The organism is Planosporangium spinosum (genome assembly GCF_049999945.1).
In the GTDB taxonomy this organism is placed as follows: Bacteria; Actinomycetota; Actinomycetes; order Mycobacteriales; family Micromonosporaceae; genus Planosporangium; species Planosporangium spinosum.
This window is the reverse complement of the sequence record NZ_JBLYUB010000023.1, coordinates 1-26,789: the sequence shown is the minus strand read 5'-3', so window position 1 is coordinate 26,789 and position 26,789 is coordinate 1. Positions and strand designations below refer to the sequence as shown.

Below are 26,789 nucleotides of genomic sequence, written 5' to 3'. Positions count from 1 at the left end.
GAGGGCACCGGCCGCCGGGTCCGTCCCGGCCGGCTGAATTTAGAGAATCGCCTGCGGTTTCAGGTCGTCCGGCAGCTCCGCCGGTCCGGTCTCCGGGTGCACCAGCTCGGGCTCCACCTCATGTGGACGGATCCGGCCGTCGGCGATCTCCTCGGCCCAGTGGCACGCGACCCGGTGCCCCGGGCGTACCTCGCGCAGCTGCGGCCGCTCGTCGGAGCACCGGGTCGGCTGCGCCCACGGGCAGCGGGTGTGGAACCGGCAGCCGCTGGGCGGGTTGGCCGGCGACGGCAGGTCACCGGCGAGCAGGATCCGCTCCCGCCGGTCCTCGACGGTCGGGTTGGGCACCGGCACCGCCGACATCAGCGCCTTCGTGTACGGGTGCAGCGGAGACGCGTACAACTCGTCCGCGCCGGCCTCCTCCGCGAGGGTGCCCAGGTACATCACGCCGACCGTGTCGGAGATGTGCCGGACGACGGCGAGGTCGTGCGCGATCACCAGGTACGTCAGGCCCAGCGACCGTTGCAGGTCCGCCAGCAGGTTGATCACCTGCGCCTGGATCGACACGTCCAGCGCCGACACCGGCTCGTCGGCGACGATCAGCTCCGGCCCCAGGATCAGCGCGCGGGCGATCCCGATCCGCTGCCGCTGCCCGCCGGAGAACTCGTGGGGGTACTTCCGCAGCGCGCTCGCCGGCAGCCCCACCGAGTCGAGCACCTCGCGTAGCCGCTGTGACGTCGCCGCCCGGTCCCTGGCGAGCCCGTGCGCCTTGAGCCCCTCGACGAGCAGCGACTCGACGCTCTGGCGGGGGTCGAGGCTGGACAGCGGGTCCTGGAACACCATCTGCATCCGCCGGCGCTGCCGGCGCAGCGCCTCGCCGCTGAGCGCCCGGACGTCCTGCCCGTCGAAGATGATCTCACCGTCGGTCGGTTCCACGAGGCGCAGCAGGCCGCGGCCGAGGGTCGACTTGCCGCAGCCGGACTCGCCGACCAGGCCGTAGGTGCCGCCCTTCGGGATCGACAGCGAGACCCCGTCGACGGCGTACACGTACCCGACGGTCCGGTTGAACAGGACGCCGCTGGAGATCGGGAAGTGCACCTTCAGGTTGCGGATGTCGATCAGCGTCCGTGCCTCGACAGCGGTCGTCATGGCGTCGCCACCTCCTGCGGCCGGGATACCGGGTTGTTGCAGCGCAGTCCCTGATAGCCGTCGTCGGCCAGCGGCGGGGTGCCCTCCAGGCACACGTCGAGCACGTTGTCGCAGCGCGGGGCGAACGCGCACCCTTCCCGCCACGGGATGTTGTCGTTGACCGAGCCCCGGATCGGCGTCAGCGGCGCACCGCGTGGCAGGTCCAGGCGCGGGATCGAGTTCATCAGCCCGTTGGTGTACGGGTGGCGCGGCTCGGCGAACAGCGGGCGCCGTGGGCTGGTCTCCACTACTTTGCCGGCGTACAGCACGTTGACGGTGTCGCACAGCCCGGCGACCACCCCGAGATCGTGAGTGATCATGATGAGGGCGCTGCCGGTCTCGTGGACGAGGTCCTTGAGCAGGGTGAGGATCTGCGCCTGGATGGTGACGTCGAGCGCGGTGGTCGGCTCGTCGGCGATGAGCAGCCGCGGTTTACAGGCGAGCGCCATGGCGATGAGGGCGCGCTGGCGCATCCCGCCGGAGATCTGGTGCGGGTACTCCTTGAGCCGCCGGTCCGGGTCCGGGATGCCGACGGCGTCGAGGAGGTTGCGGGCGTTGCGGGCGGACTCGCGCTTGTCCTGCCCCTGGTGGCGCTGAAGCACCTCGGCGACCTGGACGCCGATCGGGATGACCGGGTTCAGCGACGACAGCGGGTCCTGGAAGATCATGCCGATGTCCCGGCCGCGCCGGTCCCGCATCTCGTCGTCGGACAGCCGCAGCAGATCGGTACCGTCGAAGCGGACCGTGCCGGTGACCGTGTTGCCGCGCCGGGGCAGCAACCGCATGATCGCGAGGCTGGTGACGCTCTTGCCGCAGCCGGACTCGCCGACCAGGCCGACGGTCTGGCCCGCCTCGACGTTGAAGCTGACGCCGTCGACGGCCGTGAACGGCTGCTCGCCGCGGCGTTTGAAGACGACGCTGAGGTCCCGTACGTCAAGCAGTGGCATCGTGGGCACCGAGTTTCTGCGGGGTCACCGGCGGTTCTTCGGATCGAGGGCCTCGCGCATCGCCTCGCCGAGCAGGGTGAAGCCGAGCGCGACGATGATGATGGCGATGGCCGGGTAGTACGCGAGTTCGGGCCGTACCTCGAGGTACCGGACGCCGTCGACGCCGAGCATCTGGCCCCACTCGGCCCGGTTGATGTCCGGGTCGCCGAGGCCGAGGAAGGACAGTGCGGCCGCCTCGATGATGGCCGTGCCGAAGGTGAGCGTGCCCTGTACGATCACCGGCCCGACCGAGTTAGGCAGGATGTGCCGCAGCACGATCGTGCCCTGCCGGACGCCGAGCGACCGGGCCGCGAGGACGTGGTCACTCTCCCGCTGCGCCAGCATGGAACCGCGCAGCAGCCGCGCGAAGATGGGTACGTTGACCAGCGCCACCGCGACGATGACCGTCCACTGGCTGGGCCGGGCCACGAGCGCGACCAGGGTGACGGCCAGCAGCAGGCTCGGCAGCGCGAGCATCACGTCGGTCAGTCGCATGATGCCCAGGTCCAGCCATTTGCCCAGCCGGCCGGGGAACGCACCCGCGAGGGTGCCGAGCGCGATCCCGATGGCGAGGCCGAGGGCGGTCGCGACGACGCCGACGAAGAGGGTCTGGCGGGATCCGTGGATCATGCGGGAGAGGAAGTCCCGGCCGAGCGGGTCGGAGCCGAGCGGGAAGCCGGACCGGGCGCCGGGGATGTTGTCGACGGTGAGGTCGTGGGTCAGTTCCGGGTACCGGGCGACCGGGTCGTGCGGCGCGATGACCGGGGCGAGCGCCGCGACCAGGATGAACAGCAGCACGATCGCGGCGCCCACGATGGCCACCGGGTTGCGGGACAGCCGGCGCAGCGCGTCGCGCAGCAGGCTGACGCCGCCGGCCTCGGCCGTACTGGCGGCGAGCCGGTCCAGCTTGTCGATCGTGCGTTCCGTGACTGCCTTCACCCGACACGCACCCTGGGGTCGATCAACGCGTACGACAGGTCGACGATCAGATTGACCAGCACGAAGACCAGCGCCGCGAGCAGGATGAGCGCCTGCAGCACCGGATAGTCCCGGCTACCGGAGATGGAGTCCGAGATCAGCGAGCCGATCCCGCCCCAGTTGAACACCCGTTCGGTGAGGACGGCACCGCCGAGCAGCGCGCCGGTCTGCAACCCGATCGTCGTAACGACCGGCAGCAGCGCGTTGCGCAGCACGTGCCGGCCGCGGATCGTCCGGTTACGCAGGCCCTTCGCCTCCGCGGTGCGGACGTAGTCCTCGCCCAGGACGTCGAGCACGCTGGCCCGGGTGATCCGGGTGATGACGGCGAGGGGGATGGTCGCGAGCGTCATCGCCGGCAGGACCAGGTGCCAGAGGGCGTCACCTGCCGCGTCCCACTCGCGGGTGAGGATCCCGTCGAGGACGAAGAAGCCGGTGACCCGGGTGGCGTCGATGCCGATCGACTGCCGGCCGGACGGCGGGAACCAGTGCAGGTTCTGGGTGAGCTGGTCCTTGAGCAGGTAGCCCATGAAGAAGATCGGGATCGCGATGCCCATCAGCGTGCCGATGACGATGACGGTGTCGACCAGGCGGCCGCGGTGGCGGGCGGCCAGGTAGCCGAGCGGGATACCGAGCCCCACCGCGATGATGAGCGCCGCGACGGACAGTTCGATCGTGGCCGGGAACGCCCGCCCGATCGTGTCGGTGACGCTGTCGCCGCTGCGGATGGAGTTGCCGAAGTTGCCGGTGACGACGCGCTGGACGAACTTGCCGTACTGCACCCAGATCGGCTGGTCGTAGCCCAGCGCCTTGGTCAGCAGCGCGCGGCGTTCGGGGGTGGCGCGCTCACCGAGGAGCGCCTCCACCGGCCCGCCGGGGAGGTTTCGCAGCCAGACGAAAATCAGCGCCGAAAGCGCGATGAGGGTGACCACCATCTGGAGCAGACGGCGGATCACGACCCGCAGCATTGAGGGACCACCTGTCCTTTGCATCGGGCCGGCCCGGGTCGGGTTTCCCCGACCCGGGCCGGCCGTCAATCGCCGGTTAGCTCTTGGAGACGGTGTTGAAGCGCTCGTCGGTCAGCGGGCTGGCGACGAGGCCCTTGACCTTCTTGCCAACCACGATGGACGGTGGCGAGTGCCACACCGGGATGGCCGGCAGGTACTTGGCCATGATGTCCTTGTTGGCCTGCTGCCAGGCGGCCTTCTTCTTGGCCTGGTCGGGCTCGGCGTCGGCCTTGGCGATGACGTCGAACATCTCGGTCATCGCCTCGTCACCGAACTCCGCCTTGCCGCGGCCGAAGAACGTCCCGGCGAAGTTGCCCGGGTCGTTGTAGTCGCCGGTCCAGCCGAGGATGTGCAGGTCGTGCTTGCCGAGCTTCTGCACGTCGTCCTTGTAGCCGCCGTTCCACGGCCGCGGTACGCCGGTGACCTTGATGCCGACCGCCTGCAGGTCGTTGGAGATGACGGTGAAGATCTCCTGCGGGTTGGGCATGTAGGGCCGGGTGACGTCCGGCGGGTAGTAGAAGTTGAGCGTCAGGTTGGTCGCGCCGGCCTCGGCGAGCAGGCTCTTGGCCTTCGCCGGGTCGTACTTGTAGTCGGTGACGTCGTCGGCGTACCCGAGGACCGTCTTCGGCATGAACTCCTTGGCCACCTCGGCGCCCTTGGGGGCCTTGGTCTGCACCAACTGCTCGCGGTTGATGGCGTACGCCAGCGCCTGGCGCACCCGGAGATCCTTGAGCGCGGGGTTGTTCTTCTGGTTGATCCCCAGGTAGAGGATGTTGAACGCGGGGCGGGCCAGGACGTTGAAGCCCTCGCCGGACAGCGCCTTGGCGTCGGCGGGCGCCGGGAAGTCGATACCGTCGACCGTGCCGGCACGCAGTTCCTGCTTGCGCGCCGTCTCGTCCTTAATGACCTTGATGACGAGCTTGTCGACCTTGGCCTTCTCGCCCCAGTAGTTGGGGTTGCGGTTCAGCGTGATCGTGTTGTTGGCCTTGTCCCAGCCGCCGTAGGTGAACGGGCCGGTACCGGTCGGGTGCGCGTTGGCGTACTCGCTGTACTCGAACGAGTCGCCCTGCTGGGTCACCTTGTCGGCGCCGTACTGCTGCAGCGCCTTCGGGCTGGAGATGGAGAACGAGGTCAGCGCGAACGCGCCCGGGAACGCTCCCTTGTACCTCTTGAGCGTGAGGACGGCCGTGCCGTCGTCCTTCGCCTCACACTTGTCGTAGATCGACTCGCCCGTGGTGTCGCCCTCGTTCTTGGCGAAGCCCTCGAACACGTCGCCGTAGTAGATCATCTGGCTCTGCGCGGCGGCGCCCTTCATGTTGAACCAGCGGTCGAAGTTGAAGCAGACCGCGGCGGCGTTGAAGTCGCTGCCGTCGTGGAACTTGACCCCCTTGCGCAGGGTGAACGTCCACACCTTGCCGGTCGGGTCGCTCTCCCACTTCTCCGCCAGGCCCGGCGCCAACTCGGCGGTGCCCGGCTTGTGCTGGACCAGAGTGTCGAACATCTGACGGGCCGGCCGGAACGATTCGCCGTCATCGTTGAAGATCGGATCGAGGTTCTTCGGGTCGCCGGCGCCGGCGAAGACGAACGTGCCTCCGGTCTTGGCCGGCTCCGAACCGCGTTTGCTCTCGGCGCAGCCGGCCGCGCCGATCACCAGCGCGCCGGCGGCGACGACAGCCGCCACCCTCAGCCTTCGTGCCTGCATTCCTCACCCCTCACGTACGACGGCGTCCATGGCGTCATCGAGTAGCGGAAATCTAATCCGGGGTGAAGGATCGAGGGAACGCCCGGGAAGGCTTTGGGGCCAATCCGTGACATTCGATCTCGGTGGAGCGCCACCGGTGTCACAAGCCGGCGACCGGAAGCCGGCCTGTCCGTCCACGATCGCGGACGGACGCCTCACTTGGCGTTGAAGTAGCTCGCCTCCGGGTGGTGCACGATGATCGCGTCCGTGGCCTGCTCGGGCATGAGCTGGTACTCCTCGCTCAGCGTCACACCGATCCGGTCGGGCCGCAGCAGCTCCACGATCTTCGTCCGGTCCTCCAGATCCGGGCAGGCCGGATAACCGAACGCGTACCGGCAACCCCGGTAGTCGGTGCGCAGCAGCCCGTCGAGGTCGGCCGGGTCGTCGTCGGCGACCCGCCGCCCGTCGGGCAGGACCAGTTCCTCGCGCATCCGCTTGTGCCAGTACTCGGCGAGGGCCTCGGTGAGCTGCACGGACAGGCCGTGGACTTCCAGATAGTCGCGGTAGGAGTGCCCGGCGAACAGCTTGGCGGTGTACTCGCTGATCGGCTGGCCGACCGTGACCAGTTGGAAGCCGACCACGTCGAGGTGCCCGGAGTCGCGGCCGCGGAAGAAGTCGGCCAGGCACAGCCGGCGCTCGCTGCGCTGGCGCGGGAACGTGAACCGGGCGACCTCGGCGTGCCCGTTCTCGTCGAGCACGACCAGGTCGTTCGCTTCGGAGTACGCCGGGAAGTACCCGTAGACCACGGCCGCCTCGAGGACCTTGTCGGCGGCGAGCCGGTCCAGCCAGTACCGCAGCCGCGGCCGGCCCTCGGTCTCGATCAGCTCCTCGTAGGACGGTCCGCCGCCGCCCCGGGCGCCGCGCAGCCCCCACTGGCCCAGGAATGTCGCCCGCTCGTCGAGCAGCGCGGCGTAGTCGGCGAGCGGGATGCCACGCACGACCCGGGTACCGAGGAACGGCGCCGCCGGTACGGGCGCGTCGGCGGCCACGTCGGAGCGGACCGAGGTGTCGTCGAGGCCGGGTAGCTGCTCGCGTACCGTCGCGCTCTTCTGCCGGCGGGCCCGGCGGGCGGCGAGTGCGGCCTCGCGCTCGGGGTCGACGACGGCCACGCCGCCCCGCTTGGCGGTCATCACCCGGTCCATCAGCGACAGTCCCTCGAAGGCATCCCGGGCGTAGTGGACGTCGCCGGCGTACCGGGCGCGCAGGTCGTCCTCGACGTACGCGCGGGTCAGCGCGGCGCCGCCGAGCAGGACCGGCCAGCGCTGCGCGACGCCGCGGCCGTTCATCTCCTCCAGGTTCTCCTTCATGATCACCGTGGACTTGACGAGCAGGCCGGACATCCCGATCGCGTCGGCGTCGTGGGTCTCGGCGGCCTCCAGGATCGCGGTGATCGGCTGCTTGATGCCGAGGTTGACGACCTCGTAGCCGTTGTTGGACAGGATGATGTCGACGAGATTCTTGCCGATGTCGTGCACGTCGCCCTTGACGGTGGCGAGCACGATGCGCCCCTTACCGCCGGCGTCGCTCTTCTCCATGTGCGGTTCGAGGTAGGCAACCGCGGCCTTCATCACCTCGGCCGACTGGAGCACGAACGGCAGCTGCATCTGGCCGGAGCCGAACAGCTCACCGACGACCTTCATCCCGTCGAGCAGGATGTCGTTGATGATCGACAGGGCCGGGCGCTCGTCGAGGGCGGCGTCGAGGTCGGCCTCCAGTCCGTTGCGTTCACCGTCGATGATGCGCCGCTTGAGCCGCTCGTCGAGCGGCAGGCCCGCCAGTTCCTGGGCCCGGGTGGCGCGGGCGCTGGTGGCGTCCACGCCCTCGAACAGCTCGATGAACCGCTGGACCGGGTCGTAGCCGTCGCGGCGCCGGTCGTAGACCAGGTCGAGGGCGACCTCGCGTTGCTCGTCGGGGATACGGGCGATCGGCAGGATCTTGGAGGCGTGCACGATCGCACTGGTCAGGCCGGCCTGCACGCACTCGTGCAGGAACACCGAGTTGAGCACCTGCCGGGCGGCCGGGTTCAGGCCGAACGACACGTTCGAGATGCCCAGGGTGAAGTTGACCCCCGGGTACCGCCGGGCGATCTGGCGGATCGCCTCGATGGTCTCGATCGCGTCGCGGCGGGTCTCCTCCTGACCGGTGGCGATCGGGAACGTGAGACAGTCGACGAAGATGTCGGCCGGCCGCATGCCCCACCGGCCGGTCAGATCGTCGATCAGCCGCGACGCCACCCGGACCTTCCACTCGGCGGTGCGGGCCTGGCCCTCCTCGTCGATGGTGAGCGCGACGACGGCGGCGCCGTGCTCGCGCACGACCGGCATCACCCGCGCGTACCGCGAGGTGGGGCCGTCGCCGTCCTCGTAGTTGACCGAGTTGATCACGCAGCGGCCGCCGAGCATCTCCAGCCCGGCCTCGATCACGTTCGGCTCGGTCGAGTCGAGCATGATCGGCAGCGTGGAGGCGGTGGCGAACCGCCCGGCCACCTCGCGCATGTCCGCCGCGCCGTCCCGGCCGACGTAGTCCACGCACAGGTCGAGCACGTGCGAGCCGTCCCGGGCCTGGCTGCGGGCGATCTCCACGCAGGCCTGCCAGTCGTGCGCCAGCATCGCCTCGCGGAACGCCTTCGACCCGTTGGCGTTGGTGCGCTCTCCGACCATGAGGACGCTGGCGTCCTGGGCGAACGGTACGTGGTGGTAGATGCTGGCCACGCCGGCCTCGGGGCGGGGCTCGCGGGGCGCGGGCGGCCGGCCGGCCAGGCGCCGCGCGACCGCCGCCACGTGCGCCGGGGTGGTGCCGCAGCAGCCACCCACCAGCGACACCCCGTACTCGGCGGTGAACCGGTCGAGCGCGTCTGCCAGTTCGTCCGGCGTCAGCGGGTAGACCGCTCCCTCACTGGTGAGCTGGGGCAGCCCGGCGTTGGGCATGACCGACAGCGGCACCCGGGCGTACCGCGACAGGTAGCGCAGGTGCTCGCTCATCTCGGCCGGGCCGGTGGCGCAGTTGAGCCCGATCAGGTCGATGCCGAGCGGTTCGAGCGCGGTCAGCGCCGCGCCGATCTCGCTGCCCAGCAGCATCGTTCCGGTGGTCTCGACGGTGACGTGGCAGATCAGCGGCACGGTGCTACCAGCGTCCGCCATGGCGCGCCGGGCACCGATCACGGCCGCCTTCGCCTGCAGCAGGTCCTGACAGGTCTCCACCAGGATCGCGTCGACCCCGCCGGCGAGCAGGCCGGCGACGTTCTCGCGGTACGCGTCGCGCAGCCGCGCGTACGGGGCGTGCCCGAGCGTCGGGAGCTTCGTGCCGGGGCCGACCGAGCCGAGGACGAACCGCGGCTGGTCGGGTGTCGACCAGGCGTCGGCCGCGTCGCGCGCCAGTCGGGCGCCGGCCTCGGACAGCTCCCGGATCCGGGACTCGATCCCGTACTCCCCCAGGTTGCCGAGGTTGGCACCGAACGTGTTCGTCTCGACGCAGTCCGCACCGGCTGCCAGGTATGCATCGTGAACGCTGCGGACGACGTCCGGACGGGTTACATTGAGAACCTCGTTACACCCGTCGTGCCCATCGAAGTCGTCGAGGGTCAGGTCCGCCGCCTGCAGCATCGTTCCCATCGCCCCGTCGGCGACCAGGATCCGCTCCGACAGCACACTGAACAATGAGCTCGACACGTCGTAAGAGGCTAGCCGGAAAAGAGGGCAATTCCCCACTTCACTCCCGTCATGCGGTACCCGTACCTCGCGGATCGCGCCCCTTCCGACACGGCCGGCGGCGCGGCCGAGGCGCCGAATCCGATACGGACACGTACGCTTGGCAGCGTGACCGAGTTCGACGGCCTCCCCGTACTGCGCTCCCCCATCGCCATCGCCGCCTTCGAGGGGTGGAACGACGCCGCTGACGCGTCCACCGCCGCGGTGGAACACCTGGAGCAGATGTGGGATGCCCGCCCGGTGACCGAGATCGATCCCGAGGAGTTCTACGACTTCCAGGTCAACCGCCCGATCGTGGCGCTCGCCGACGGCGAGACCCGGCGTATCGAGTGGCCGACCACCCGGTTCTCGGTCGCCAGCCCACCCGGCGCCGACCGGGACGTGGTGCTCATCCGCGGCATCGAGCCGAGCATGCGCTGGCGCACCTTCTGCGATTCGCTCCTGGAGATCTGTCACAGCCTCGAGGTGACCCAGGTCGTGTTGCTCGGCGCGCTGCTCGCCGACGTGCCCTACACCCGACCGCTGCCGGTGACCGGCAGCGCGTCCGACGTGGCCACCATCGAGAAGTACAACCTGACCCCCAACCGGTACGAGGGCCCCACCGGCATCGTCGGCATCCTGCAGGACGCCTGCACCCGTGCCGACCTGCCGGCGATCTCGTTCTGGGTGCACGTGCCGCACTACGCCAACAACCCGCCCTGTCCGAAGGCGACGCTGTCGCTGCTGCACCGGGTCGAGGACGTGCTCGACCTGCCGGTGCCGGTGGCCGACCTGGGCGAGGAGTCGGCCGAGTGGGAGGAGCGGCTGCGGGCCGCCGCCGAACAGGACGCCGAGCTGGCCGAGTACGTCCGGGAGCTGGAGGAGCGCTCCGGCGACGCCGGCCTGCAACCGCTCTCCGGCGACGAGATCGCCCACGAGTTCGAGAAGTACCTGCGCCGCCGCGGTGGCCAGGCCGGCCCGTCGGCCACCGGGCCGACCGGCCCCTCCTGGTAGACCCTGCCGGAACGGCACCCGCGCACGCCGGAAGACGCACCGGTGTGCGCGGGTGCCGTTCCGCTACGGGCGGTACCGGCTGAGGAACCGGGCGATCCGGCCGATCGCGTCCTCGAGGTCGGCCACCCGGGGCAGCGTGACGATCCGGAAGTGGTCCGGGGCGCCCCAGTTGAAGCCGGTCCCCTGCACGACGAGGACCCGCTCGGCCACCAGCAGGTCCATGACGAACTTCTCGTCGTCGACGATCGGGTACATCTTCGGGTCCAGCCGCGGGAACGCGTACAGCGCGCCGGTCGGCTTGACGCAGCTCACCCCGGGGATCTCGTTGAGCAGCTTCCACGTGGTGTCGCGCTGCGCGACCAGCCGGCCCCCGGGCAGGACCAGGTCGTCGATGCTCTGGTAGCCGCCCAGGGCCGTCTGCACCGCGAACTGGGTCGGCATGTTGGGGCACAGCCGCATGTTGGACAGCACGTCCAGGCCCTCGATGTAGCTCTCGGCGTGCTGCTTGGCCCCGGAGATGACCATCCATCCGGTGCGGAACCCGGCGACCCGGTAGGCCTTGGACAGGCCGTTGAACGTCACGCAGAGCAGGTCCGGCGCGAGGGTCGCGGTCGAGGTGTGGGTCACGCCGTCATAGAGGATCTTGTCGTAGATCTCGTCGGAGAAGACGACCAGGTTGTGTCGGCGGGCGATCTCGACGAGCCGCTCGAGCAGCTCCGTGGGGTAGACCGCGCCGGTCGGGTTGTTGGGGTTGATGATCACCATCGCCCGGGTACGGTCGGTGATCCGCGACTCGATGTCGGCCGGGTCGGGGAACCAGCCGGCCTGCTCGTCGCAGACGTAGTGCACCGGCCGGCCGCCGGAGAGACTGACCGCCGCGGTCCACAGCGGGTAGTCGGGCGCCGGGATGAGCACCTCGTCGCCGTTGTCGAGCAGCCCCTGCATCGCCATGACGATGAGCTCGGAGACGCCGTTGCCGAGGTACACGTCCTCGATGTCGACGCCGGGCAGGCCCTTCTGCTGGTAGTACTGCACGACCGCACGCCGGGCCGACAGCAGCCCCTTGGAGTCGCCGTAGCCGTGGGCGTTGGGCAGGTTGAGGATGACGTCCTGCAGGATCTCCTCCGGCGCCTCGAAGCCGAAAGGCGCCGGGTTGCCGATGTTGAGCTTGAGGATGCGCTGCCCCTCGGCCTCCATCTGCTTCGCCTGGCGCAGGACCGGTCCCCGGATCTCGTAACAGACGTTCGCGAGCTTGGCCGACTGAGTCACCTGCATGTCGCCACCTTAGAGAGTCGGGCCGGCATTACGCGCTGGTATCCCGCCGCATGGGCGCTTTGTGGTCCGCGACACGCCGATCCGAGGTGCGATGACGCACCGATCCGAGGTGCGATGACGCGCCGGCGAGCCCGCGACACGCCGGGCGGGATGAGGTGCACCACTCCCCGTACGGCGTCCTAGGATGCTAGGTTGAGGACCATGAGCATCAACCCCGGCGCGGCGGAGTTCCCGCACCGCCAGATCGCCGCTCAACTGCGCGCCCGGATCCACCGGGGCGAGTGGGCTCCCGGCGAGCGGCTACCGTCGATCCCGGCCATGGCCGAGGCGTACGGCGTCGCCAAGCAGACCGTGCAGCGCACCATCGACCAGCTCCGGGTCGAGGGATTGTTGATCACCAAGCCCGGTTCCGGCACGTACGTGCGCGGCACCAAGCGGCGGCTCAACCGGCTGTCCCGGGGCCGCTACGGCGCCCAGCGCGGATACCACGCCGACCTCGCGGCCCGGTACCGGCAGCACCTGATCTTCGTGGGTCGCGCCGCCGCCCCGGCCGAGGTGGCCGAGGCGTTCGGCCTGTCCGCCGGCGCCGAGCTGGTCACCCGCCGGCATCTGGTACGCACCGGCGACGCCCCGGTCGAGGTGGGCGCCTCCTGGCTGCGCCCGGCCGACACCGCCGGCACCTCCCTGGAACAGCCGCAGACCTTCGGCCGGCCGCTGTACCAGGAGGTCGAGGAGGTCACCGGCCGGGTGTACACCAGCGCCACCGACCAGCTCAGCGCCCGGCTGCCCACCCGGGAGGAGGCGGAGCTGCTGCAGATCCGCCCCGACACGCCGGTCCTCGTGCTGCTGCACGTGGCCTACGACGCCGACCACCGCCCGATCGAGGTCGCCGAGGCGACCTGGCCGGGTCCGATGACGACGCTGACCGAGGAGTACAAGATCCCCGGCGCCCGGCCGGCCCTGCCCGAGGAGCCCGACATCGCGCTCGGCTAAGCCCGACATCGCGCTCGGCTCGTTCCGGGCCCGCGCGGCCGCCCCAAGGTCAGGACAACGTCCGGGAAGGTGTGGTGTCCTGACCGACCGGAGACCACACCTTCCCGGACGTTGTGTGGATCAAGGGATCAAAGCGCGACGCCGAGCAGCGCGTCGACGGCTGCGCGGACCAGCGCCGGAGCGGCCGGGTCGGTGCCGTCCCCGGCGAGCGCCGCGTCGGCCCACACGTCGACGACGGCGAGCGCCCCCGGTGCGTCCAGGTCGTCGGCCAGCCGCTCGCGCAGTCCCGCCAGGACGGCGGCGCCGGACGGCCCGGCGGGGGCCGCCACCGCCTCCCGCCAGCGGGCCAGCCGCTGCTGTCCGGCCTTGAGCACGTCGTCGGTCCACATCCGGTCGGCGCGGTAGTGGTCGGTGAGCAGGCCGAGCCGCACGGCCATCGGGTCGACGTGGTCACCCCGCAGCCGCGACACGAACACCAGGTTGCCGCGACTCTTGGACATCTTCTCGCCGTTCAGGCCGATCATGCCGGCGTGCACGTAGTGCCGCGCGAACGGCGTCACCCCGCTGAGCACCTCGGCGTGCGCCGCCGAACACTCGTGGTGCGGGAAGAGCAGGTCGTTGCCGCCGCCCTGGACGTCGAGGGTGTCGCCGAGGATCTCCATGGCGATGACCGCGCACTCGATGTGCCAACCGGGGCGCCCCGGTCCCAGCTCGCCGCCGGGCCACGACGGCTCGCCCTCGCGCGACCCGCGCCACAGCAGCGGGTCGAGCGGGTCGCGCTTACCCGGCCGGTCCGGGTCTCCCCCGCGCTCGGCGGCGAGGCGGACCATCTCCGGCCGGCTCAGGTTCGACTCGTACCCGAACCGCGGCGCGGCGCCGATGTCGAAGTACACGTCACCGGTGCCGTCCTCGAGGCGGTAGGCGGCGCCCCGGTCGAGCAGGGCGTCGACCCGCTCGGCGATCCGCGGAATCGACTCGACCGCGCCCACGTACCGCTCCGGCGGCAGGATCCGCAGCGCCTCCATGTCCTCGCGGAACAGGGCGGTCTCGCGCATGGCCAGCACGACCCAGTCCTCGGAGTCGCGGGCGGCCCGCTCCAACAGCGGGTCGTCGATGTCGGTGACGTTCTGCACGTACCGCACCGGCAGGCCACCGTCGCGCCAGACCCGGTTCACCAGGTCGAACGTGATCATCGTGGCGGCGTGGCCGAGGTGGGTGGCGTCGTACGGGGTGATGCCGCACACGTACATCGTGGCCGGGCGGCCGGAGTCCACACCGAGTGTCGGGGCGACCGCGCGCCGGGCCGAGTCGTACAGGGCGAGCGTCGCGCCGGTGCCGGGCAACGAGGGGACATCGGGTGCCGACCAAGAGTCCATGGCGGTCAAGGGTAGTGCCGCCCGACGACCGTCACGTCGCCGGCACGATCACTTCGCACCGACGGTTCGGTCACACCGTCAGATCGGCGGCCACGGTATCGACGGCCACTCCTCGCTCGGTTGCGGAAAGCAACGCGTGGCCAGCAGCCGGTCCACCCGCATCGCGAGCGTGCCGACCTCCATCTCGGTCAGGTGTTCGGCGAGCGTCCCGCCCAGCCGCCCGGTCAGCTCGACGCGCAGCTTCTCCAGCAGTTCGACGCCCTCGGCGGGCAGCGGCTCGCCGACCCAGCCCCACAGGACCGTGCGCAGTTTGTCCTCGGTGTGGAAGGTCACGCCGTGGTCGACGCCGTACACCCGGCCGTCGACGGTGACGATGACGTGGCCGCCCTTGCGGTCGGCGTTGTTGACCACCGCATCGAAGATCGCCATCCGGGCGAGTCGCGGGTCGTCGGCGTGGGCCAGCGCGTACGGTCGGCCCCGCTCGTCACGCGCGGCGGCGACCCGGCGCCAGCCGGCCGGCACCTCCCGGTGCGGCACGAACCCCAGCAGCGGCTCGTCCTGGCGCTCCTCGTCGATCCACAGCTGGCACATGCCCGGTCCGAGCGGACCGTCGCGCAGGACGGTCGGCGGTACCACGTCGAAACCGGCGCCGCTGGACAACAGGTACGCGGCGGCCTCCCGATCGGCCAGGGTGCCGTCGGGGAAGTCCCACAGCGGCCGCTCGCCGCGGACCGGCTTGTACACGCACCGCGCGGTCACCCCGTCGGCGGTGATGACGGCCCGGAGGGTGGCGTTCGACGCGTCGACCAGGCGCCCCTCCAACTCCAGGTCTCCGGTGCGCAGCAGGGTGAGCGCAGCGGACTCGTCGAGCGCAGCCGGCGGCGGGCCGGCCGGTTGGTGGGCCGCGCCGGTCGGATCCACGGTCACCGCACGTTACCGACGGTAGCCGTTGTGCCGCGGGCAGAGATGCCCGCGCGCGTCGAGCGGCTGGCCACACAGCGGGCACGGCGGGCGCCCGGAGGCGACCACCTTGCGGGCCCGGTCGATGAAGGCCCGGGCCGCCTGCGGGGTGAGCCGCACCCGTAGCCGGTCGCGGTCGGCCGCCAGTTCCTCGTCGTCTTCGTCTTCGTCTTCCTCCTCCTCGGCCTCGCCCTCGCCAACGGCGATCGCCTCGATGACGACGGTCGCGGTGTCGACGTCGAAGGCCAGGCCGAGCGTCCCGACCCGAAACTCCTCATCGAGGGGGGTCTCGAGGGGTTCGTTGTCGGCGGGTGTCGGGTCGGTGGGCGGCAACTCGACACCGAAGCGGCGGTGCGCCTCGACGAGCAGCTCGTCGAGTTTCTCGGCCAGCAGGGCCACCTGCACCTTCTCCAGCGCCACGGTAACCAGCCGGCCGCCCCCGCGGGCCTGCAGGAAGAACGTCCGTTCTCCCGGCGCACCCACGGTTCCGGCCACGAACCGCTCCGGCGGTTCGAACGCGTACACCTGGTGGGTCATATGGAAGACCCTATCCGCCCAGGCGCCGCGTGTCGCGCTGGTAGGTACTCATCACGGGCTACGCCTCCGGCGCGCCGGCACCACCGCCGACCGCGGCGTCGGACTCGCGCGCGGTCCGCCGTCGCCGGGTCCGTCCGCGCGGAACCAGGCTGCTCAAGGCGTTACCGGTGTCGTTGAGCCGGACCACGAACGGCCGCAGCGGGGTGTAGTTGATCACCGTCACGGAGGCCGGTTCCACCACGACGCGCTGGAACATGTCCAGGTGTACGCCGAGGGCGTCGGCGACGATGGCCTTGATCACATCGCCGTGGCTGCACGCCAGCCACAGGGCGTGCGGGCCGTGCTCGGCGCTGATCCGCGCGTCCCAGTCCCGCACGGCCGCCACCGCCCGCGCCGACATGACCGCGAGGGGCTCCCCGCCGGGGAACGTCGCCGAGGACGGGTGCTGCTGCACCACCTTCCACAGCGGGTCCTTGGCCAACTTCGCCAGCGACTGGCCCTCCCAGTCGCCGTAGCCGCACTCGATGAACCGGTCGTCGACGCGCGGTTGGGCGTCGGGCAGCGCCAGCGCGAGGGTCTCGCGGCAGCGGGCCAGCGGGCTGGTCACCACGGCGGCCAGCGGCACCCCGGCCAGGCGCTCCCCGGCCGCCTTGGCCTGCAACTGGCCGAGGTCGTCGAGCCCGACCGGCTGGTGGCCGGCGAGGGTGCCGTCGGCATTGGCGGTGGTCCGGCCGTGCCGGAGCAGGATGACGGTGGTCACGACGGGGAGCCTACGTGGCGACCCGGCCCCGCACCCATGATCATGGAAGAGTGCCCCGATCAGGTCGCGGTGACGACGCCGGCCGCCAGCAGGCCGATGATCGCCAGGCCGGCGAGCACCCGGTACCAGACGAACGACACCAGCGAGTGGTTGGCGACGAACTTCAACAGCCAGGCGATCGAGGCGTACCCGACCACGAAGCTGACCACGATGCCGATGCCGGTCGCGCCCCAGCCCACCGTGGCCGACACCTGGTCGGCCTGGCTGACCGCTTCGAGGAGGCCCGCGGCGGTCAGGGCCGGGATGCCCAGCAGGAACGACAGCCGGGTCGCGGTCACCCGGTCGATGCCCCGCAGCAGCCCGGCGCTGATCGTGGCGCCGGAGCGGGACACACCGGGGATGAGCGCCAGGCTCTGCGCCGCCCCGATGATCACCGCGTCCTTGAGCGTCACGTCGCCCTCGGCGCGCTTCTGGGTGGCCCGGTACTCGGCGTACACCAGGACCAGACACCACGCGATCAACGTGTTGGCGACCACCCACAGGCTGCGCAGCGGTCCCTCGATCAGCGGCTTGGCGAGCAGCCCGACCACGCCGATCGGGAGGGAGCCGACGATCACGTTGAGCGCCATCCGCCAGTCCTCCGACTGGCGACCCTGCGCGCTGGTCAGGCCGCGCACGAAGCCCATGATGCAGCGCACGATGTCGCGCCAGAAGTAGATGATCGCCGCCGCGATCGCGCCGATCTGGATGATCGCCGTGTACGCGGTGAGACCCGGGTCGTCGAGCTTGAGTCCCAGCAGCTTCTCGGTGACGGTCAGATGACCGGTCGACGACACCGGGAGGAACTCGGTCAGACCCTCGACGATGCCGAGCAGAATCGCCTGCCAGATGTGCACGGTCGGTTACTCCCCCACCCCGGACTTGGCGTACGCCTCGTGGATCTGGCGCAGTGCGCGGACGCCGTCGGAGGCGTCGCCGACGAACAGTACCGCCGACAGCGTGGTCACGCCGGCCTCGGCGTACGCGCGCATCCGCTCGGCGATCCGGTCGACCGGGCCGATCAGCGACGTGCGGTCGATGAACTCCATCGGGATCGCGGCGGCCGCGTCGCGGTGGCGCTTGGCCAGGTACAGATCCTGCACCTCGCGGGCGGCCTCGCCGTAGCCCATCCGGGTGGCGAGCTGGTTGTAGAAGTTCTTCTCCCGGCTGCCCATGCCGCCCACGTACAGGGCGGCGTAGTTGCGGACCAGCTCGGCGCACGACTCCACGTCGTCGCCGATCACGGTCGGCACGTTGGCCACCACGTCGAAGCCGGTCATGTCCTTGCCGGCCCTGGCACGGCCCGCGGCGATCTGGGCATGCTGCTCGGCCGCGAACTCCGGTGAGTAGAAGATCGCCAGCCAGCCGTCGGCGATCTCGCCGGCCAGCTCCAGGTTCTTCGGTCCCACCGCGGCGAGGTAGATCGGGATCTGGTCGCGCACCGGGTGCAGGGTCAGCCGCAGCGCCTTGCCCGGGCCGTCGGGCAACGGCAGCTCGTAGTGGTTGCCGTGGTACTCGACGTTCTTGCGGGACAGCGCCATCTTGACGATGTCGACGTACTCGCGGGTGCGCTCGAGCGGCTTGCCGAAGCGCACCCCGTGCCAGCCCTCGGAGACCTGCGGGCCGGACACGCCCAGGCCGAGCCGGAACCGGCCACCGGAGATCGTGTCCAGGGTGGCGGCGGTCATCGCGGTCATCGCCGGCGTACGGGCCGGGATCTGGAAGATGGCGCTGCCGAGCTCGATACGGCTGGTCTGGCCGGCGAACCAGGCCAGCATCGTCGGAGCGTCCGAACCGTACGCCTCGGCGACCCACACCGTCGAGTAACCGAGGCGGTCCGCCTCCTGGGTGAGGACCAGGTGATCGGCCGCACTGGACCAGGCGGTCTGATAGCCGAGATTGAGTGCCAGACGCATGGAGTCTCCCCATCGAGAATCGGATGGAAGTCGCAAGTCGCCGCGCCTCGGACGGGCGGGCACCGTCAGGGTAACGGGGCGCCGGAGCCCCATTCCGATCACCCGCGCCGTATCGTTTCTGTCCATGCAACAGCGACCGCTCGGCCGAAGCGGGCTGACGGTCTCCCGCCTGGCCCTCGGCACGATGTCATGGGGACGGGACACCGACACCGACGACGCCGCCGCGCAGCTCAAGACGTTCCGGGACGCCGGCGGCGACCTGCTGGACACCGCCGACGTGTACGGCGACGGTGACGCCGAGGCGGTCGTCGGCAGCCTACTGGACGCCCTAGTCCCCCGCGACGAGCTGATCATCGCCTCCAAGGCCGGGCTGCGGCCCGGGGCGGCCCGCCGCCGCGACGGCTCCCGGTCGCACCTGCTGCGCGCGCTCGACGCCACGCTGTCCCGGCTCGGCACCGACTACCTGGACCTGTGGCAGGTGCACGGGTACGACCCGGACACGCCCCTGGACGAGACGCTCGCCGCGCTGGACACCGCCGTGGCCACCGGCAGGGTGCGCTACGCCGGGATCTCCAACTTCTCGGGCTGGCAGACCGCCCGCGCCGCCACCTGGCAGCTCGCCTGGCCGGGCCGCACCCCGCTGGTCAGCGCCCAGGTGGAGTACTCGCTGCTGGAGCGGGGCGTGGAGCGGGAGGTGCTGCCGGCCTGCGCCGCGCTCGGCATCGGCGTCCTGCCCTGGTCGCCGCTCGGCCGCGGGGTCCTGACCGGCAAGTACCGCACCGGGATGCCGGCCGACTCGCGCGCGGCCTCGCCGCACTTCGAGCGGTTCGTCGCGCCCTACCTCGACGCGCGCTGCGCCGGCATCGTCGAGGCGGTGGTCACCGCCGCCACCGGGCTTGGCGTGTCGCCCCTGGAGGTGGCGCTGTCGTGGGTCCGCGACCGGCCCGGCGTCGTCGCCCCGGTACTCGGCGCCCGTACCGTCGGCCAACTGCTCGGCGCGCTGCAGGCGGAGGAGGTGGACCTCCCGCCGGAGATCCGCGCCGCCCTCGACGACGTGTCGGCGGTCGCCTGGGGATACCCGGAGCGCCAAACCTGACCCGCCGTACTGGTCAGAACCGGCGCCGGCGGGGCAGGATCGTTAACCATGGACTACGAGTACGCGCCGTTGCGGTTGCCGTCGAACGTCGACCGGTTGACGGCGACGGCGCAGTTGACGATCCAGGCCGAGTACGGCGGTTGGGAACTGGCCCGGGTGCGGCTGTTCGCCGACGGCACGCGGCAGGTCATGCTGCGCCGCCGGGTCAGCGCCGAGCCGCAGCCCGGCCTGTCGTACTGACCCGACGGCGCCCGCCGTAGTGACCCGGGCCGGCCGGCCCCGGGCGGTCAGGCGCGGTCGCCCGCCTGGTCGCTCCGATCGTCGCCAGCCTCGTCGGTGTCGAACTGCACATAGGTGTGCTCGTCGAGCCGGTCGACGAGCCGGTCATCGGCCTCGATCTGGAACGGCCCGGTGCCGTCGTGATCCTCGAACGCCTCCGGGTCCAGCGAGGCGCCGACCTCGGCGACCACCACGACCCCGTTGAGCGACTCCAGCTCCGGGATGTCGAGTGCGCCCAGCGACCCGTCGCCGGCCTGCATGAGTTCCAGCAGCGCCTCGCCCACCGACTCGATCGGCTGCTCCGGCTCGCTCTCGGCGTGCGGGCCGGCCTGCCGCGCCGCCTCGGCCATCCGCAGCAGGGCGCTCACGCTCGGTACCCGGTAGTCGCGGCGCTGCCGCACCGAGATCACCCGCGGGTGCGGGTCGTCGGCCTCCTCGGTACCCATCGCGAACTGGCGGTCGGCCTCGTCCGGGTCGATCGCGTCCACGTCCCACGGCGTCACCTCGCCGAACGCGTCGAGCAGCAGCTCGTCGTACTCGAACGAGGCGTTGTTGAGCTCGACGTAGGCGCGCCACACCTGGTCGTCGTCGGTGCGCCCGTCGGCCGCCTTGACGGCGGCCAGGTGGGCCCGGGCGGCGGAGATCACCCGCTCCAGTGCGGTGTCCAGCTCCGCGTGCCGGTCGGTCATGGCTGTCGCTCCCCTTCGGGTGTGATGGTGCGGTGTCGGCGACGCGGGTGCGGCGTCGACTCGGTGCTACGGCGGGACTGTGCGGGTGTCAGCTCGCGGCGAGGAACCGGTCGAGCACGCGCACGCCGAACTTTAGCCCGTCCACCGGTACCCGTTCGTCGATGCCGTGGAACAGCGCCCCGAAGTTGAGATCGGCCGGCAGCCGCAGCGGCGCGAAGCCGAAGCAGCGGATGCCCAGCCGGCTGAACGCCTTCGCGTCGGTGCCGCCCGACAGCATGTAGGGCACGGCCCGCGCCGCCGGGTCCTCCGCCCGCAGGGCGGCGCCCATCGCCTCGACCAGGGGGCCGTCGAAGGTTGTCTCCAGCGCGGGCAGCCGCTCGATGTACTCGATGTCGATGTCCGGGCCGATCACCGCCCGCAACTGCTCCTCGAAGAGGTGCTCCTGGCCGGGCAGGGCGCGGCAGTCGACGGTCGCGACGGCCCGGCCGGGGATGACGTTCTCCTTGTATCCGGCGTCGAGCCTGGTCGGGTTCGCAGTGTTACGCACCGTGGCGCCGATGATCGTGGCGATCGGGCCGAGCTTGGCGATGGCCAGCTCGGGGTCGTCGAGGTCGACCTCGATGTGCAGCGCCTCGGAGACCTGGGCCAGGAAGGCACGTACCGTGTCGGTCATCACGACCGGGAACCGGTGGCGGCCGAGCCGTGCCACGGCCTCGCTCAGCGCGGTGATCGCGTTGTCGTCGTTGATCATCGATCCGTGGCCCGGACGGCCGGTGGCGATCAGGCGCAGCCACTCGATGCTCTTCTCGGCGGTCTCCACCAGGTACAGGCGCAGGTCCTGGTCGACGGTGTAGGAGAAGCCACCGACCTCGCCGATCGCCTCCGTACAGCCCTCGAACAGGTCGGGGTGCCGGTCGACCATGAACTGCGCGCCGTAGCGCCCCCCGGCCTCCTCGTCGGCGAGGAACGCCAGCACCAGGTCGCGTGGGGGGACCCGGCCCTCCCGCCGCCACTGCCGGACCGTCGCGAGGGCCATCGCGTCGAAGTCCTTCATGTCGATGGCGCCCCGACCCCACAGGTACCCATCGGAGATCTCACCGGAGAACGGGTGGACCGACCATTCGGCCGCGTCGGCCGGCACGACGTCGAGGTGGCCGTGGATGAGCAGCGCCCCGCGGTCGGGGTCGGCACCCTCGTACCGGGCCACCACGCTGGTGCGGCCCCGCGCGCTCTCCCGGATCTCCGGCTGCAGGCCGACCTCGGCCAGCTTCTCCGCGACGTACTCGGCGGCGGCGCGCTCGCCGGCGCTCGTGGCGGTGTCGCCGGTGTTGGTGGTGTCGATGCGCAGCAGGTCGCGGCAGATCTCGACCACCTCGTCGACGGCGCTGACAGGGTGGCCGCCCGCCGGGGCGTCGTGTGAGGTCATACCCCTCTTCATACCAGCCGGCACCGATCGGGCAGAACGCCGCCGGTTCCGGCTCACGCAGGGGCCGGCGGCTGGCGGCACTGGCTCACGCAGGGGCCGGCGGCCGGCGGCACTGGCCGGACGGGCCGTCACCGGTGCGCGGGACGGCGGGTTTGTGGCCCCGCGTCACCGGTGCGGGACGGCCGGTCCGGCCCGGTGTCACCAGTTGAAGCCGGCGGTGTACGAGACCTGGGCCAGGACTGCCTGGCCGCTGGCGTTGGGGTGGAAGTAGTCCCAGGTGGACACCTGCGACAGGACGAAGGGATAGGCGAAGACCGCGTTGCCGTCGAACGCGCAGTCGGAGCCGTACGCGGCGCACGCCTGCGCCAGTTGGGCGTTGAAGTCGACCACCCGCTGGCGTACCCGGTCACGGCGGGCGTTGTCCGTGGCCGCCGTCGAGGTCGGGTTGGCCAGCAGCGACTGGCAGATTCCGAACAGCGACCACGCGCCACGGGCACTGGCGTTGTCCTTGCCCACCGCCCACAGGCGCTTGACGTCGGGGATGCTCACAACCAGGACCTTGCTGCCCGGCAGGCCGGCCTTGAGCTTGCCCAGCGCGGTGTCGATCGACGCACGGAACGCGCTGACCGAGGTCATCGTCGACTCCGAGCTGGTGCACGCGTCGTTGGCGCCGATGAGCATCGTGACGTACTGGACGCGCTGGGAGACCGCGGTGTCGGCCTGGCCCGGCATGTCGGCGGCCTTGGCGCCACTGCGGGCGTCGTTGTAGTTCCTGCCGCCGATCGCGCTGTTCTTCGCCCGGATGCGCAGGTAGTGGCTGTTGACGCCGGTGTCGTCACCGGTACTGAACGACCGGGAGGTGCAGTCGACGAACCAGCCGCAGGCGTTGAAGCCGCGGGTGATCGAGTCGCCCATGCTCGCCATCGAGCTGGGCGGCGGTCCGGCGGCCGCATGGGCCGGGGTGCTGGACGCGACGGCGGTGGCCAGGCCCATGGTGAGGGCGAGCAGGCCGGGGCGCACGAGTCTCATGGGTGGACCTCGTTTCGTGCGGCGGGGTTACCAAGGGGTAACTTTCTTTATCGCACGGAAACGTGAATCCATGGGCATAACTGAATTCGCTATTGGTGAATGGGCTGTCACGTTCCGTCAAGCACGGACGGGAACGGACCGCGATCCGGACGGGTGAGGACCGCGATCCCGAGGGCCGGCACGAGCCGGTCCCGAACTCCGCTCAGGTGACGGTCCGGACCGCGGCTCAGCAGCCGACCAAGGCCGCGTTCGGAGCTCGTTCAGCCGACGGTCCGGGCCGCGGCTCGGCCGCCGGCCCCGGGCGCGGTCCGAGCTGCGGTTCGGCCGCCGGCCCCGGGCCTGGTTCGAACTGCGGTTTGACGGTCGAGCGGTGGGGGTAGAGATCGGGCAACGTCAGTACGCCCGAAGGAGTCCCATCCGTGGCCGCGCCCCTGCCTCCCCTACCGCCCGCCCCGGCGGTCAGTGACGACGACGTCCATCCGGGCGGCCGCAGCATGGTCGACATTCTGATCGACGACCACCACCAGATCATCGCCCTGTGCAACCGGCTCGGCGAGCACCTGACGGACCCGGCGGAGACCCCGTCACTGACCGACGTCCTGGTCGCGATGTTGTCGCGGCACCTGTCGGTGGACGAGCAGTACACCTATCCCACCGCCCGGGCCGTCCTCCCTGACGGCGCCCTCCTCGCCGACCAGGAACTCAGCGAGGACGCGGCGATGCTGCACACGCTCAAGGAACTGCACACCACGCCCGTCGACGACCCCGCCTACCCGAGGCTCGTCGACACCGTCACCCGGCAGGTCGCGCGCCACGCCGAGCGGGCGTCGTACGAGATCTTTCCCCGCCTGCGGGAGCGGTGCAGCGAGAACGAGCTGATCCGCCTAGGTAACCGGGTCGAGATCGCCCACGAGGCGGCACCCACCCGGCCGCACCCGGCGACCCCCCTTACTCCCCCGGCCAACAAGGTGGTCGACCCGGCGGTCGGCGTGGTGGACAAGATCCGCGACGTCGTAGTCGGGCGTACCACCTGGCCTGAGGACCTTTAGGTCTCAGCGTTTATCAATCGGAAAAGAAGGGAAATCAAAGGTCATGGCTACTCTTCTGTGGATCCTCGCGGTGGTACTGGTCGTCTCCGGCATCGTGGCCCTCCTGCGGTCGCAGGTGCTGTGGGGAATCGTGCTGATCATCGTCGGTCTGCTGGTCGGCCCGGGCGGTGTCAGCATCTTCAGCTAGTGACAGGGGCCGCGCCGGGCTCCCCACCGGCCGCGAGCCCCGCCCTCCGGTGGGCCTGGCAGGGTTGTGCGCCTCCGCCAGGCCCACCGGCCTGTCCGCACCACGAACGTCTCAGCGCGCCGTGGAGCGCTGTCAACCGGGCGCCCTGAGCATGGCAGGCGCCACCCAGGCCCCCGTGACGACGGCCGGCGCCATCGACGGGACGCGCCCTCCCCAGTGCGACGGAAGAAGTCCCGCGAGCCGTTTCGCATGATCGACGCCGGGGGTGTACAGTCATTCTCCGTGCGGCCGGCCAGGCCGACGGGGAAGTACGCCCCGTCGTGCTGCGCCGGGAGCATGGTAGGTCCGAGTGGCGGAATGGCAGACGCGCTAGCTTGAGGTGCTAGTGCCCGTATAGGGCGTGGGGGTTCAAGTCCCCCCTCGGACACTGACCCGATGCCTACGTCGTCCGGGCTGAGTTCTGACTCAGCCCGGACGATCTGCTTTCCAGGGTCGTAAGTGAGCCGGATCCGCAGCCGCCGGTACAGCTCCGCTTTCGCGGTCGCGGCGTCGGCCCGGCGCAGGGCTGTTCTGAGGTCGCCGACCGCCGTGATCAGACCGCGAATCTGCTCTTTGGTGAGCCTTGCCGGCACGGTCGCGCCGCCGCGGCGGCGATCTCGTTGGTTCTCCGCCGCCGTGCGGATGGCGGTGATCTCGGAGATCCAGCCCGCCACGAGACTGGGGTCGGTTCCCGCGTCGAGCAGGGCTCGATAGTTCGCGATCTTGCGGTCGCATTCGGCCAGGATGTGGTCGGCCGCGTCGGTACTCGGCTGCGCAGGGATGGGTTGGGCGGCCTCCATCGCAGCAATGGTGGCCTCGAGGTTGTGCGGGGCCAACGCGGCCAGCAGCCACTCGTCAAGCGGGTCGACGAGGTGATCCTGGCGGAGGTAGACGTTACGGGGGTGGGCCAGCTTATTGGCGAGAGCGTATTCCTCGGGGAACCGGCAGCGATAGTAAGCCATCCCGTGTAGCCACTGGCCCTGCATGCGCCGGCCGCATACCGCGCAGAACAGCAGGCCGCGGAAGATGTACGGCCGTGGGGTACGGCGGGGTTTGACCTGCGTGGTTGTTGCTCCTCGGGTGGCCAGCTTGGCCTGGACTTGATCGAACGTGTCCAGGTTGACGATCGCCGCATGCGCCGGCTTGTCGGATCGGATCCACTTGTCGCTGGTGTTCCAGCGCAGCCGGGTGGTGTGGCCCAGCGCGACGTCTTTGACGTTGACGAGGATCTCGTCTTTGCGCTGGCGGTTCCAGCATTGGTAGCCGGTGTAGCGGGGGTTGGTCAGGATCGCGCGGATGGCCATCTTTGACCAGGCGATCCCGGAGCGGTGCCGGTTGCGGCCCGGGTCGTGCGCGGATGGACAGGGGATGCCATCCCGGGTGAGCTCTTCGGCGATCGCGAAGATGCCCTCCCGGCCAGATACTCCCGGAAGATGCGTTCGACGACCGGCGCCGTCATGGGGTCGAGGTCGAGTCGGTGCAGGCGGCGGCCGTCGGCGACCTTGCTCGGATTGGGGTGCGGGCCGGCATCCACGATCTGGTAACCATAGGGTGGTCGCCCACCAAGAAACCGGCCTTCGACTTGAGCCTGCGCCGCCATCGCCGCCCGGACCCGGACCTTGACGCGGTTGCGTTCTCTCTTGCTCATTCCCCCGAAGACCGACATGACCAGGTCGTGTGCCTCGTTATCCGGGTCGAGCGGGCCGCCGACTTCCGGCACCCATAGTTCGACCCCGTAGTGGTTGAACAGCGGGAAGGTCAGGCCGAACTGGTTGCCATAGAAGGCCCGATGTGGCTCTCCGATCACCACCGCATCAAACCCCCGATTGGGGTCGGCCAGCGCCTCCAACAGCGCGCTGACCCGTGGTCGGCGCTGCCAGGGCAGCGACCGACTCTGTCCGATATCGAAGTACTCGGCGACGATCCGGCCGCCCCGAGGCTCGATCAATGCGGACGCTCGTCTACGTTGCCAGATCCGCGACGACTCGGGATCCTGTTGATCCTCTGTTGAGCAGCGGCCGGCGAAGGCGAACTTCACGGATCCTCCATTGGCGTCTGTACGTGGTCGTACCCCGCCCGCGCTTCCGGCCGGGCGAGTACTTTGATCAGCTCGAGTAGCGCCTGCGCCACCGGCGACTCGAGCACCGGCTCACCGGATGGCACCAGCACCCGGATGTCCGGCTCCGCCTCAGCCGCTGGCAGGTCAGCAGTGCATGGACGCTTCGCTTCGCCGGCGCCGTCAAGTCCGGGCCGGGCCGTCACCGCCGCTCCCCCGCCGGCCAGCCGGCCAGTGCGTCGTACCAGTAAACGGATGTGTGTGCGGCAGGCTGACCAGACGATGCGGTGACCTGGCGGGCGGCTCGTGTCCGGCGGCCCATCGAGATTGGTCCGCAGTGGACGCGCTCGGACTCTGCCGAACGGTCACGTCCCGTGGGATGGTGTAGATCGCCTGCGTGAGGCTCTGTGCGCTGTTCAGTTTTCCGGTTCGTCGTCGGGCTGACAACAAACGGCGGTCAAGCGGCGACGAGCTCTGTGCCGGTTTCGG

General features: G+C 70.5%; 23 protein-coding genes, 1 tRNA gene and 1 pseudogene. 7 read left to right on the top strand and 18 right to left on the bottom strand.

The window, feature by feature from the left end; translation table 11 throughout:
- Nucleotides 1–39: 39 nt before the first annotated feature.
- The 6 genes from ACNTMW_RS25720 to metH all read right to left on the bottom strand — a co-directional run bounded on the left by ACNTMW_RS25720 (nt 40) and on the right by metH (nt 9,562).
- Nucleotides 40–1,146, bottom strand: coding sequence for an ABC transporter ATP-binding protein (locus ACNTMW_RS25720; protein WP_426636381.1), 1,107 nt, complete (start codon nt 1,144–1,146; stop codon nt 40–42).
- Nucleotides 1,143–2,132 carry an ABC transporter ATP-binding protein gene (locus ACNTMW_RS25715; protein WP_426636380.1) on the bottom strand — a complete coding sequence of 330 codons (990 nt, stop codon included), beginning with the start codon at nt 2,130–2,132 and terminating at the stop codon, nt 1,143–1,145. The genes ACNTMW_RS25720 and ACNTMW_RS25715 overlap by 4 nt, the downstream gene beginning before the upstream one ends.
- Before the next feature lie 24 nt (nt 2,133–2,156).
- Nucleotides 2,157–3,110 (bottom strand): ABC transporter permease, encoded by a 954-nt coding sequence (locus ACNTMW_RS25710; RefSeq protein WP_426636379.1) that lies wholly within the window; start codon nt 3,108–3,110, stop codon nt 2,157–2,159.
- On the bottom strand, nt 3,107–4,114 hold the full coding sequence (locus ACNTMW_RS25705) for an ABC transporter permease (protein WP_426636378.1): 1,008 nt from the start codon (nt 4,112–4,114) through the stop codon (nt 3,107–3,109). The genes ACNTMW_RS25710 and ACNTMW_RS25705 overlap by 4 nt, the downstream gene beginning before the upstream one ends.
- 76 nt (nt 4,115–4,190) lie before the next feature.
- Entirely contained in the window at nt 4,191–5,855 is a 1,665-nt protein-coding gene (locus ACNTMW_RS25700; protein ID WP_426636377.1) for an ABC transporter substrate-binding protein, read from the bottom strand.
- A gap of 194 nt (nt 5,856–6,049) precedes the next feature.
- On the bottom strand, nt 6,050–9,562 hold the full coding sequence (gene metH / locus ACNTMW_RS25695) for a methionine synthase (protein WP_426636376.1): 3,513 nt from the start codon (nt 9,560–9,562) through the stop codon (nt 6,050–6,052).
- A 147-nt stretch (nt 9,563–9,709) separates the two neighbouring features.
- Here metH and ACNTMW_RS25690 point away from each other — a divergent pair, with 147 nt between their 5' ends.
- Nucleotides 9,710–10,594 (top strand): PAC2 family protein, encoded by an 885-nt coding sequence (locus ACNTMW_RS25690; protein WP_426636375.1) that lies wholly within the window; start codon nt 9,710–9,712, stop codon nt 10,592–10,594.
- 63 nt (nt 10,595–10,657) lie between these two features.
- Here the strand turns inward: ACNTMW_RS25690 and ACNTMW_RS25685 are convergent, their stop codons facing one another.
- Nucleotides 10,658–11,869 (bottom strand): pyridoxal phosphate-dependent aminotransferase, encoded by a 1,212-nt coding sequence (locus tag ACNTMW_RS25685; protein ID WP_426636374.1) that lies wholly within the window; start codon nt 11,867–11,869, stop codon nt 10,658–10,660.
- A gap of 201 nt (nt 11,870–12,070) precedes the next feature.
- On the opposite strand from ACNTMW_RS25685, the gene ACNTMW_RS25680 reads away from it, so the two are divergent.
- Nucleotides 12,071–12,862, top strand: coding sequence for a GntR family transcriptional regulator (locus tag ACNTMW_RS25680; protein ID WP_426636373.1), 792 nt, complete (start codon nt 12,071–12,073; stop codon nt 12,860–12,862).
- Nucleotides 12,863–12,990: 128 nt separating this feature from the next.
- Here ACNTMW_RS25680 and mshC read toward each other — a convergent pair whose 3' ends face one another.
- The 6 genes from mshC to ACNTMW_RS25650 all read right to left on the bottom strand — a co-directional run bounded on the left by mshC (nt 12,991) and on the right by ACNTMW_RS25650 (nt 18,450).
- Nucleotides 12,991–14,238, bottom strand: coding sequence for a cysteine--1-D-myo-inosityl 2-amino-2-deoxy-alpha-D-glucopyranoside ligase (gene mshC, locus ACNTMW_RS25675; RefSeq protein WP_426636372.1), 1,248 nt, complete (start codon nt 14,236–14,238; stop codon nt 12,991–12,993).
- A gap of 78 nt (nt 14,239–14,316) precedes the next feature.
- Complete coding sequence (locus ACNTMW_RS25670) at nt 14,317–15,159, bottom strand: SCO1664 family protein (protein WP_426636453.1); 843 nt, start codon at nt 15,157–15,159, stop codon at nt 14,317–14,319.
- Between the two features lie 12 nt (nt 15,160–15,171).
- Nucleotides 15,172–15,735, bottom strand: a complete 564-nt coding sequence (locus ACNTMW_RS25665; RefSeq protein ID WP_426636371.1) for a DUF3090 domain-containing protein — start codon at nt 15,733–15,735, stop codon at nt 15,172–15,174.
- 58 nt (nt 15,736–15,793) lie between these two features.
- Complete coding sequence (locus tag ACNTMW_RS25660; RefSeq protein WP_426636370.1) at nt 15,794–16,495, bottom strand: histidine phosphatase family protein; 702 nt, start codon at nt 16,493–16,495, stop codon at nt 15,794–15,796.
- 59 nt (nt 16,496–16,554) lie between these two features.
- Entirely contained in the window at nt 16,555–17,391 is an 837-nt protein-coding gene (locus ACNTMW_RS25655; protein ID WP_426636369.1) for an undecaprenyl-diphosphate phosphatase, read from the bottom strand.
- A gap of 6 nt (nt 17,392–17,397) precedes the next feature.
- Complete coding sequence (locus ACNTMW_RS25650) at nt 17,398–18,450, bottom strand: LLM class F420-dependent oxidoreductase (RefSeq protein ID WP_426636368.1); 1,053 nt, start codon at nt 18,448–18,450, stop codon at nt 17,398–17,400.
- A 124-nt stretch (nt 18,451–18,574) separates the two neighbouring features.
- Here ACNTMW_RS25650 and ACNTMW_RS25645 point away from each other — a divergent pair, with 124 nt between their 5' ends.
- Together ACNTMW_RS25645 and ACNTMW_RS25640 are read left to right on the top strand one after the other, a co-directional pair.
- Nucleotides 18,575–19,546, top strand: coding sequence for an aldo/keto reductase (locus ACNTMW_RS25645; RefSeq protein WP_426636367.1), 972 nt, complete (start codon nt 18,575–18,577; stop codon nt 19,544–19,546).
- Between the two features lie 48 nt (nt 19,547–19,594).
- Nucleotides 19,595–19,786 carry a DUF5703 family protein gene (locus tag ACNTMW_RS25640; RefSeq protein WP_426636366.1) on the top strand — a complete coding sequence of 64 codons (192 nt, stop codon included), beginning with the start codon at nt 19,595–19,597 and terminating at the stop codon, nt 19,784–19,786.
- Between the two features lie 47 nt (nt 19,787–19,833).
- Here the strand turns inward: ACNTMW_RS25640 and ACNTMW_RS25635 are convergent, their stop codons facing one another.
- The 3 genes from ACNTMW_RS25635 to ACNTMW_RS25625 all read right to left on the bottom strand — a co-directional run bounded on the left by ACNTMW_RS25635 (nt 19,834) and on the right by ACNTMW_RS25625 (nt 22,969).
- Complete coding sequence (locus ACNTMW_RS25635) at nt 19,834–20,514, bottom strand: hypothetical protein (RefSeq protein WP_426636365.1); 681 nt, start codon at nt 20,512–20,514, stop codon at nt 19,834–19,836.
- 88 nt (nt 20,515–20,602) lie between these two features.
- Nucleotides 20,603–21,940 (bottom strand): M20/M25/M40 family metallo-hydrolase, encoded by a 1,338-nt coding sequence (locus tag ACNTMW_RS25630; protein ID WP_426636364.1) that lies wholly within the window; start codon nt 21,938–21,940, stop codon nt 20,603–20,605.
- Nucleotides 21,941–22,138: 198 nt separating this feature from the next.
- Nucleotides 22,139–22,969 (bottom strand): SGNH/GDSL hydrolase family protein, encoded by an 831-nt coding sequence (locus ACNTMW_RS25625; protein WP_426636363.1) that lies wholly within the window; start codon nt 22,967–22,969, stop codon nt 22,139–22,141.
- Between the two features lie 419 nt (nt 22,970–23,388).
- Between ACNTMW_RS25625 and ACNTMW_RS25620 the strand changes: the two genes are divergently transcribed.
- The 3 genes from ACNTMW_RS25620 to ACNTMW_RS25610 all read left to right on the top strand — a co-directional run bounded on the left by ACNTMW_RS25620 (nt 23,389) and on the right by ACNTMW_RS25610 (nt 24,632).
- Complete coding sequence (locus ACNTMW_RS25620) at nt 23,389–24,018, top strand: hemerythrin domain-containing protein (RefSeq protein ID WP_426636362.1); 630 nt, start codon at nt 23,389–23,391, stop codon at nt 24,016–24,018.
- A gap of 43 nt (nt 24,019–24,061) precedes the next feature.
- Nucleotides 24,062–24,205 (top strand): GPGG-motif small membrane protein, encoded by a 144-nt coding sequence (locus ACNTMW_RS25615; protein WP_426636361.1) that lies wholly within the window; start codon nt 24,062–24,064, stop codon nt 24,203–24,205.
- Between the two features lie 343 nt (nt 24,206–24,548).
- Nucleotides 24,549–24,632: transfer RNA gene (locus ACNTMW_RS25610), tRNA-Leu, on the top strand.
- Nucleotides 24,633–25,173: 541 nt separating this feature from the next.
- Here ACNTMW_RS25610 and ACNTMW_RS25605 read toward each other — a convergent pair.
- Nucleotides 25,174–25,614 (bottom strand): annotated as a pseudogene (locus ACNTMW_RS25605) (recombinase family protein); the annotation flags it as partial.
- Nucleotides 25,527–26,282 carry a recombinase family protein gene (locus ACNTMW_RS25600; RefSeq protein WP_426636359.1) on the bottom strand — a complete coding sequence of 252 codons (756 nt, stop codon included), beginning with the start codon at nt 26,280–26,282 and terminating at the stop codon, nt 25,527–25,529. The gene ACNTMW_RS25600 and the pseudogene ACNTMW_RS25605, both read right to left, overlap by 88 nt.
- Nucleotides 26,283–26,789 lie beyond the last annotated feature (507 nt).

Excerpts from the sequence above, each read along its gene's own strand:
- ACNTMW_RS25720 (WP_426636381.1), bottom strand. The coding sequence starts at position 1,146 with ATGACGACCGCTGTCGAGGCACGGACGCTGATCGACATCCGCAACCTG.
- ACNTMW_RS25715 (WP_426636380.1), bottom strand. The coding sequence starts at position 2,132 with ATGCCACTGCTTGACGTACGGGACCTCAGCGTCGTCTTCAAACGCCGC.
- ACNTMW_RS25705 (WP_426636378.1), bottom strand. The coding sequence starts at position 4,114 with ATGCTGCGGGTCGTGATCCGCCGTCTGCTCCAGATGGTGGTCACCCTC.
- ACNTMW_RS25700 (WP_426636377.1), bottom strand. The coding sequence starts at position 5,855 with ATGCAGGCACGAAGGCTGAGGGTGGCGGCTGTCGTCGCCGCCGGCGCG.
- ACNTMW_RS25685 (WP_426636374.1), bottom strand. The coding sequence starts at position 11,869 with ATGCAGGTGACTCAGTCGGCCAAGCTCGCGAACGTCTGTTACGAGATC.
- ACNTMW_RS25680 (WP_426636373.1), top strand. The coding sequence starts at position 12,071 with ATGAGCATCAACCCCGGCGCGGCGGAGTTCCCGCACCGCCAGATCGCC.
- mshC (WP_426636372.1), bottom strand. The coding sequence starts at position 14,238 with ATGGACTCTTGGTCGGCACCCGATGTCCCCTCGTTGCCCGGCACCGGC.
- ACNTMW_RS25665 (WP_426636371.1), bottom strand. The coding sequence starts at position 15,735 with ATGACCCACCAGGTGTACGCGTTCGAACCGCCGGAGCGGTTCGTGGCC.
- ACNTMW_RS25650 (WP_426636368.1), bottom strand. The coding sequence starts at position 18,450 with ATGCGTCTGGCACTCAATCTCGGCTATCAGACCGCCTGGTCCAGTGCG.
- ACNTMW_RS25645 (WP_426636367.1), top strand. The coding sequence starts at position 18,575 with ATGCAACAGCGACCGCTCGGCCGAAGCGGGCTGACGGTCTCCCGCCTG.
- ACNTMW_RS25640 (WP_426636366.1), top strand. The coding sequence starts at position 19,595 with ATGGACTACGAGTACGCGCCGTTGCGGTTGCCGTCGAACGTCGACCGG.
- ACNTMW_RS25635 (WP_426636365.1), bottom strand. The coding sequence starts at position 20,514 with ATGACCGACCGGCACGCGGAGCTGGACACCGCACTGGAGCGGGTGATC.
- ACNTMW_RS25630 (WP_426636364.1), bottom strand. The coding sequence starts at position 21,940 with ATGACCTCACACGACGCCCCGGCGGGCGGCCACCCTGTCAGCGCCGTC.
- ACNTMW_RS25625 (WP_426636363.1), bottom strand. The coding sequence starts at position 22,969 with ATGAGACTCGTGCGCCCCGGCCTGCTCGCCCTCACCATGGGCCTGGCC.
- ACNTMW_RS25615 (WP_426636361.1), top strand. The coding sequence starts at position 24,062 with ATGGCTACTCTTCTGTGGATCCTCGCGGTGGTACTGGTCGTCTCCGGC.